This is a genomic window from Dyella sp. 01N36, assembly GCF_056399745.1.
Window position 1 is genome coordinate 48,018 of sequence record NZ_JBFTRY010000015.1, and the last position, 7,481, is coordinate 55,498.

Below are 7,481 nucleotides of genomic sequence, written 5' to 3' on the forward strand. Positions count from 1 at the left end.
CCATGCTCCCGCTTACCAGCGATACCGCGCCGACACCGTGATCTCCCGCGGATACCCGTAATAACACCAGATCGCGCTATTGCACGCGCTGACGTACTGGCGATTGAACAGGTTCGCGGCCGTCACCTGGAAGCGCCAGCGTTCCACGTCATAGTGCGCATTCGCATCGAACAACGTATAGCCGCCCGTGCGGAACTGATTGAACGCATCGCCGTAGTGCTCGCCGATGAAGCGCACGCCGCCACCAAATCCGAGGCCCGCCAGCACACCTTCGTGCACGTTGTAATCGGCCGACAGCGAGGCCTGTTGCTTCGGCACCAGGGCGACTTCCTTGCCCAGCGTGGCATCGTTCGCATGGGTGACCTTGGCGTCGGTATAGGCATACGCGGCCGTCATGCTCAGGTGATCGGTCACCGCGACATTTGCTTCCAGCTCCGCACCACGCGTACGCGTCTGGCCCTGCTGCAGCGAGAAGAACAGGTGGTTGGGATCGACGGTGAGCGCGTTCTTCTGCGTGAGCTGGTAGATGGCGCCGGTGATCAGCGTGCGGCCATCCGGCGTCTGGTACTTCAGGCCGCCTTCGTACTGGTCGCCGGTGATCGGCTTGAACGCGCTGCCATCAAAGGTGGTGCCAACGGTCGTCTTGAACGAGTGCGAGTAGGCCACGTACGGCACCAGACCGATATCGGTGGTGTAGTTCACGCCCAGGCGGCCGGAGAACGCGTTGTCGTTCTGCTTCTGCTGCGTGTTGGCGATCAAGTCCTTCACGTCGTTGCTGACCCAGTCCTCGCGGCCGCTGGCGACGATGCCCCACTTGCCGATGCTGATCTGGTCCTGCACGTACGCACCCAGCTGCTCGAGCAAGCTGTTGGTGTGGAAGGTATAAGGCGCCGGCGGAATCGGCTGACCGTAGACGGGATTGAAAATGTCGATGGTCGGCGCGGAGCCGAAGCCCGACTTGTAGTCGTTGTGGCTATGCAGATAGTCCACGCCCATCAGCACGTTGTGCTGCACGCTGCCCTGGTCGAATTTCGCCTCGACCTGGTTGTCCGCCGCAAACACGTTGGCGTGATCCACCAGCGGATAGTTGTAGCGGTTGAGCGTGCGCAAGTCGTCCTGCAGGCCCAGGCTGCCGATCGAGCGATGGTCGACCTTTTCGTTCTGCAGGCGCAGATCCTGACGGAACGACCATACGTCGTTGAAGCGATGGTTGAAGGCGTAGCCGATCGATTCGTCGGTTTTCCAGTAATGGTCGTAGCCCGGCTCCCCCGGATTCACATCGCGCGGAATCTGGCCGTTGGGATTGGGGTACAGCGTGCCCTGCGACGGCAGGAAGCCGCCCACGCCGTCGGACAGCGTGCGTTGATAGCGGGGGAGCAGGGTGAAGGAGGTGTTGTCGTCCGGCTGCCAGGTGAGGCTGGGCGCGAAGTAGTAACGGTCGTCCCTGGAATGCTTGATGTTGGAATCGCCCTGGCGCGCCAACGCCACGACGCGCCACAACCAATGGCCATCATTGTCGAGTTGACCGCCGGTATCGCCAGCCAGCTGCTTCTGGCCGAAGCTGCCCACGGTGGCTTCGATCTCGTGCGGTGCATCGAGGCTCGGGCGCTTGCTGGTCATGTCGATCATGCCGCCGGGCGGCAGCTGGCCGTACATCGCCGACGACGGCCCCTTGTTCACTTCGATGCGTTCCAGGCCGTACGGCTCGATGCGCGAATCGGCGGTCCATGAGCCGCTGGGCAGCGCCAGGCCGTCGAGGAATTTCGCCGGGTCATAGCCGCGGATCAGGATCCAGTCGCTGCGCGGATCGGCGCCGTAGCTGCCGCCCACCGCGCCGGCCATGTAGCGCACCGCTTCATCCAGATTCTGCATGCCGTAAAGCGACATGCGATCGGGCGTGATGGTGCTCACCGATTGCGGGATCTCGACGGTCGGCGTTTCAGTCTTGGTGGTCGAGTAGACGACATTGACCGGCGCGAGCGACACGCTCTTCTTGTCGTCCGCGCTGGTGGTCTTGGTGGCAGTGTTGCTGCTCTCGGTCTGGTCGTCGGCGTGGGCCGGGCCGAGCAGGGCAAACGAGATCGCTACCAGAAGCGCAGTTCTGGAAAAGGACGCGGACATGTTGAGGAAACCCTAGAAGAATCGTGGCCGTGACCGCGGGTGGCGGCACGGCTCGCCCGAGGCGAGTTACACAATGATAATGATTCTTATTTGTAGATCAACTTATTACGTCAAATGGCCGCGGCGCAATGTCCGGCGGGGGCGTCCACAACCCGCCCAGGCGCAGCTGCAAGCAACTGATCTGCTTGTGTAATGGCGGCGCCCAGAGGGAGGGCGTGCGACGCGGTCCGCTTAAAGGACGGCTCGTATGGCCGCCTCGGCCAGCGGCTCCATCGCCCTATAACCCTCAAGCGTGGGGTGAACGCCGTCCTCGGCCATACCGGCCTTCATGCCGCCCTCGGGCGTCGCCATCGCGCCGTAGTAGTCGGCATAGGTGAAACCGTTACGCGCGGCATAGGCCTTGATCCAGCCGTTCAACGCCTGGATGGTGGGGACGGTTTGCAGGCCCGGGCGCCAGGGGAAGCGGGCCGCGGGAGGAACGCTGGCCAGGATGACGCGGATACCATGCGCCTTCGCCAGTTCCGCCATGGAGGCGAGGTTGCCTTCCACTTGTTCCAGCGTCGCCGGTCCCGTGTTGCCGGCCACGTCGTTGGTGCCGGCCATGATGTGCACGGCTTGCGGATGCAGGTCGATCACGTCCTGGCGAAAGCGCAACAGCATCTGCGACGTTGTCTGGCCGCTGATGCCGCGATCGACCTTGCCGTTGGTGAAAAACGCCGCGTCCTTCTGGCCCCAGAACTCGGTGATGGAATCACCCATGAAGACCACACGCGGCGTCGGACTGCCGGGCTTCATCAGTTCGGCATTCTGCGCGCGGTACTGACACAGTTGTGCGAAGTCGCGTGCGAAGACGGTTCCATTCTCGGATGCCTTCTCCATCGTGCATGGATCGGCAACGATTCCGGCGACGTGTTCCTGCGCGTTGGCTGGCGACATGGCGAGGCACAACAGCGAGGCGAGCGCGGAAACGGTCATCCATCGAGCAGTCATGCGGGTATCCGTGATGAAGGGTGCATGCAAAAGCGCGCAGCCACCTTAATTCACGATGCAGGACGATGGAAGTTGATGCGCGGCATCACGCCCGCGCCACACCACGCCGTTCCCGCAACAAGCTCCACAGCGCGATCGCAGCCAGCAGGTCGAGGATGCCCAGGCAGGCGAACAGCGGGTGGTAGCCCAGGCTGTCGGCCAATGCACCCACGACCAGCGAGAAGGCCAGGCCACCGATCCATGCGGCCGAACCCGCCATGCCGGTGGCCGTCGCCACGATGCGACTGTCGAACACGTCGGCCGACAAGGTCATCAGGGCACCGGACAGCATCTGGTGCGCGAAGCCGCCCACGCAGAACAGCACGATGGCCAGGGTGGTGCTGTCGGCCAGGCCGATGCACGCGGGGCCGATCATCAGCGAGGTGCCCAACGTCATGACCAGCTTGCGCGACGTGAGCAGCGATGCACCGAAGCGACGCATCAGCCATGGGGCGAGATAGCCGCCGCAAAGCGAGCCGGCATCGGCGGCAAGGAACGGGAGCCAGGCAAAGGCGGCGACATGCTTCAAGTCCATGTGACGCACTTCGGACAGATACAACGGGATGAAAAAGTTGAAGGTCTGCCACGCCGGTTCGGCGAGAAAGCGCGGAATGGCGATGCTCCAGAATTCCCGCGTCGCGAGCACGGTGTGCCACGCATCCACGCCTTTAGCTGGCGGGTCCACGGCACGACCGCTCAAGATGTAGGCGCGCTCCTCGGCGCCGAGGCGAACATCATCCTCGGGCTTGCGATAGCCCCAGTACCAGAGTGCAGCCCACAGCAAGCCCAGTCCGCCGGTGACGATAAACGCCATCTGCCAGCCCCAGTGCAGAATGCAGAAGATCACCAGCGGCGGCGCGATCATGGCGCCCAGCGATGAGCCGATGTTGAACCAGCCGGTGGCTACCGTGCGCTCCTTCGGTGGAAACCATTCGGAGACGACCTTCAGCCCGCTGGGTATCGCCGCCGCTTCGGTGGCGCCGAGCAGGCCGCGAAAGAACGCGAGCCCCATCCAGCTGCCGGCCAGCGCGTGCGCGCAATTGGAAATCGACCAGCCGATGGCGAACAGCGCAAAGCCAAGCCGCAAGCCGAGCTTATCGAGCACCCAGCCAGCGATCGGCTGCATCACCGTGTATGCACCCTGGAACGTCGCCACCACCCAGCTGTATTCGCGCGTGGACATCGCGAATACCGTCTTGAGCGTGGGCGCCGCCACGGCGAGCGACGAGCGCGCGAGGTAATTGAGGATCGTGCCGAGTGTGACGAGGCAAATGATCCACCAGCGCCGGCCGTGCGTGAACATGAGTTGACCTCGCGCGCAGTGCGCACCGGTGGATCGTGAAGAAGGGCGTGCCGCTTAGCCCGGCGTGACGGTAATGGCAGACACGATGGCCGGGCCGCCCTCGGGAATGAAGTCGAGCACGAGCCTGCCGTTCTTCACTACCACGGGGAAGCGGCGCTCGACTGCCTTGAGGGCACCGCCTGCAGCCTTGGCTGGATTGAAGTGTGAGAGCACCACCGTACCTTCTGCTTTGACCGTAAACGTGCGCGAGGCCGCCAATGCGGCATCGGGTTCGGCGACATGGACGGTGACTTCCCAGCGGCCGTTGGGCAACGGCACGTCGTACTGGAACGCACCTTCGCGATAGGCCTCATAGAGCGCCGCGTCTTTCGCGCCGGCGATGTGCTTCACCGGAACTTCCGTACCGGCTTCGTTGGCGCCGCGACGGAACGGGTTGAGCGTCTTGCCTTCGCCGCCGACAAAGAAATTATCCGAGCCGAAGCGCTGCGCATCGCCGGTGGTCAAGCCGGTAAGGCTGCCGGACTTGATGCGCATGCCAGCGGCAGCATCCGGCGCGGTCCAGTTGACCGTATCGCTGAGCTGCTTGCCATGGATCGAAGCATTCACCTGCACGCTGTTGCTGCCGGGCTTCAGCGCTACGTCGTGCCAAACGCAGATGTGCTCAGGACAAGCCGCTACGCCGCGATCCCGGCCGTTGACGCTGAGCGTCGCGCGCTCGGCATTGCTGTACACGCGCACCTCGGTCACCGGATAGGCGCGGTCGACATAGCGACGGCCCGTGATGTACAGCACCGGCTCGCCCGACCACTGCGCCTTGTAGAAATAGAACACGTCCTTCTTCACCTTGCGATCGAAGGTAACCAGGCCCTTGTCGTTGAGGTAGATCGCATCGCCTTCCTCGCGCAGGTCGGAAGGAAAGTCGAACATGTTCCAGATCCACACGCCGGAAAGATAAGGGCGCGCGGCGAGCGCCTTCCACGATTGCTCGTGCACCCAGCTTTCGTATTCTTCCGGATGCGGACGTCCAAACACATTGACCGGACCTCCCAGCGGATTGTCCGTGTGCTGGGTGAGGCCGCCACCGGCGCCGTACTCGCTCACGCCGATGGGCATGGCGGGGTAGCGTGCGTGCATCTTGTCCAGGAAGCTGCCGAGCTCTTCCGGCTTGCCGTAATACCAGCCGAAATAGCGGTTGTAGCCGGTGAGGTCGGCCACATTGCTCAGCACCGGTTGGCCGGCGATGGCGTCTTCGCAGCAATCGGCATAGCCGGTGGCGCGAGAGGGATCTTCCTGTTTGGCGACCTCGTTGAGGACCTTGAGCATCACCAGCGATTGCGCCGGTGTCTTCAACTTCAACTGCACGGGACGGATGTCCGTCTCGTTGCCGACCGACCAGACCACAATGGAGGGATGGTTGTAGTTCTGGCGGATCAGTTCCACCAGTTGTTCCTTGCCGTTGTCGATCAGCGCCTGCCTGGGTGCGCTGTTGGTGAAGGAGGACTGGTGCACGAAGGGCACTTCGGCCCACATGATCATGCCGGTCTTGTCGGCGTCGTCGTACCACTCCTGCGCGTGCTGGTAGTGCGCGCCGCGAATGGTATTGACGCCCATCTCGGCCATGATCGCCATGTCTTCGGCGTGATCCTGCGGCGAGATCGCCCAGCCCTTGCCCAGCCTGTCCTGGTGACGCGATGCGCCGTGCAGCGGCAGCGCTTCGCCGTTGAGGCTGAAGCCCTGGTTGGCGTCGAACTTGAAACTGCGCACGCCCAGCGGTTGCTCGACACGGTCGATCACCTTGCCGTGGTCGCGCAGCTCCACCGTGACAGCGTAGAGATAGGGATCCTTGAGGCCGCGCCAGAGCCGTGGCTGCTTGAGCGTCAACGAGCGACGCGCGTCGAGCGTGGCCGAGCCATCGAGCTTCAGGGCGCTGCTGTCGTCGGCAACTACATGGTTGGCATCGTCGCGGATGGTGGTGACGAGGGTGAGATTGCGCGACGCCGCGGAGAAATTGCGCAGCTTCGCCAGCACCGCCACCTTGGCGGCGTCCTTGTCGACTTCGGGCGTGCTTACGTAGACACCGGGGCTGCCGTGATCAAGCAGGTCGATCTGCGCGCTGTCCGTGTCGATCAAGGCCACCTGGCGATAGATGCCGCCATGAATGAAGAAGTCGCCACCGAGCGGTATGACGTTCTCGGTCGACGCACCGATATCCGGCTTGGTGTTGTCGGCTTTGACCACGATCACGTTGCTGGCGCCGGGTTTGATCGCCTGGGTGACGTCAAAGCGGAAACGCGAGAACGCACCCTCATGGCGGCCGACATGCACGCCGTTGACCCACACGTCGGCGATATTGCCGACCGCGTCGAACTGCAGGAACAGGCGCCGCCCCGCGAGCTTCGACGGCACATCCAGATGCAGGCGATACCAACCCAGGCCATGGTTGTTGTTCATGGCCGGCGACGGCGTGAGGCCGTATTCGCCCACGCGGTTCCAGGTATGCGGAAGGCTGACCGAGGTCCAGCCTTGGTCGTCGTAGTTGCTGTCGGTGACACCCGCCGGGTCGCCGCCGAAGCGGAACTGCCAGCCGGTGGTGAGTGCTTGGGTGTTGCGGCCGTCAGCTGCCGGCGAGGTTGCGCTCAGGGCGGGCAGGGGCAGGATTGCGGCGATCGCCATCAAACTTGCCAGGCACGCGGAAGCAAGGACTCGTCGAACGCTGGGTCGATGCATCACCGGTTATCCTGTTTGCGAAATATTGGTTTGACCAATACTCCGGCAAGGCCGCGGTGGTGTCAACGAGACCAGCGGCACGGAGAGGCAGCGATGGCCCATAAAAAAAGCCGCCGTGCAGGACACGGCGGCGGAGGGAAATCGTGTCGCTTACCAGTTCCACATGGTGCCGTCTTCCAGGCGCGCGACCGGGAGATAGGCGGGTTGGTACGGGTACTTCGCCGCTTCCTTCTCGTCGATCTCCACGCCATGGCCGATCGCATCGCCGGGATACAGATAGCCCTGCTCGAAGGAATAGGCG

At 63.4% G+C, this 7,481-nt stretch carries 4 protein-coding genes and 1 pseudogene; all 5 read right to left on the reverse strand.

Annotation, left to right across the window (positions count from 1 at the left end; genetic code table 11):
* Positions 1-12 precede the first annotated feature (12 nt).
* Positions 13-2,121, reverse strand: a complete 2,109-nt coding sequence (locus AC1DMG_RS05745) for a TonB-dependent siderophore receptor (protein ID WP_441611347.1) — start codon at positions 2,119-2,121, stop codon at positions 13-15.
* 231 nt (positions 2,122-2,352) lie between these two features.
* Positions 2,353-3,111: an SGNH/GDSL hydrolase family protein gene (locus tag AC1DMG_RS05750; protein ID WP_441602102.1), complete on the reverse strand. Its 759-nt coding sequence runs from the start codon at positions 3,109-3,111 to the stop codon at positions 2,353-2,355.
* An 85-nt stretch (positions 3,112-3,196) separates the two neighbouring features.
* Entirely contained in the window at positions 3,197-4,453 is a 1,257-nt protein-coding gene (locus AC1DMG_RS05755) for an MFS transporter (RefSeq protein ID WP_441602103.1), read from the reverse strand.
* Between the two features lie 54 nt (positions 4,454-4,507).
* Positions 4,508-7,126 (reverse strand): glycoside hydrolase family 2 TIM barrel-domain containing protein, encoded by a 2,619-nt coding sequence (locus AC1DMG_RS05760; RefSeq protein ID WP_441602104.1) that lies wholly within the window; start codon positions 7,124-7,126, stop codon positions 4,508-4,510.
* A gap of 204 nt (positions 7,127-7,330) precedes the next feature.
* Positions 7,331-7,481 (reverse strand): annotated as a pseudogene (locus AC1DMG_RS05765) (bifunctional D-altronate/D-mannonate dehydratase); the annotation flags it as partial.

Excerpts from the sequence above, each read along its gene's own strand:
- AC1DMG_RS05745 (WP_441611347.1), bottom strand. The coding sequence starts at position 2,121 with ATGTCCGCGTCCTTTTCCAGAACTGCGCTTCTGGTAGCGATCTCGTTT.
- AC1DMG_RS05750 (WP_441602102.1), bottom strand. The coding sequence starts at position 3,111 with ATGACTGCTCGATGGATGACCGTTTCCGCGCTCGCCTCGCTGTTGTGC.
- AC1DMG_RS05755 (WP_441602103.1), bottom strand. The coding sequence starts at position 4,453 with ATGTTCACGCACGGCCGGCGCTGGTGGATCATTTGCCTCGTCACACTC.
- AC1DMG_RS05760 (WP_441602104.1), bottom strand. The coding sequence starts at position 7,126 with ATGGCGATCGCCGCAATCCTGCCCCTGCCCGCCCTGAGCGCAACCTCG.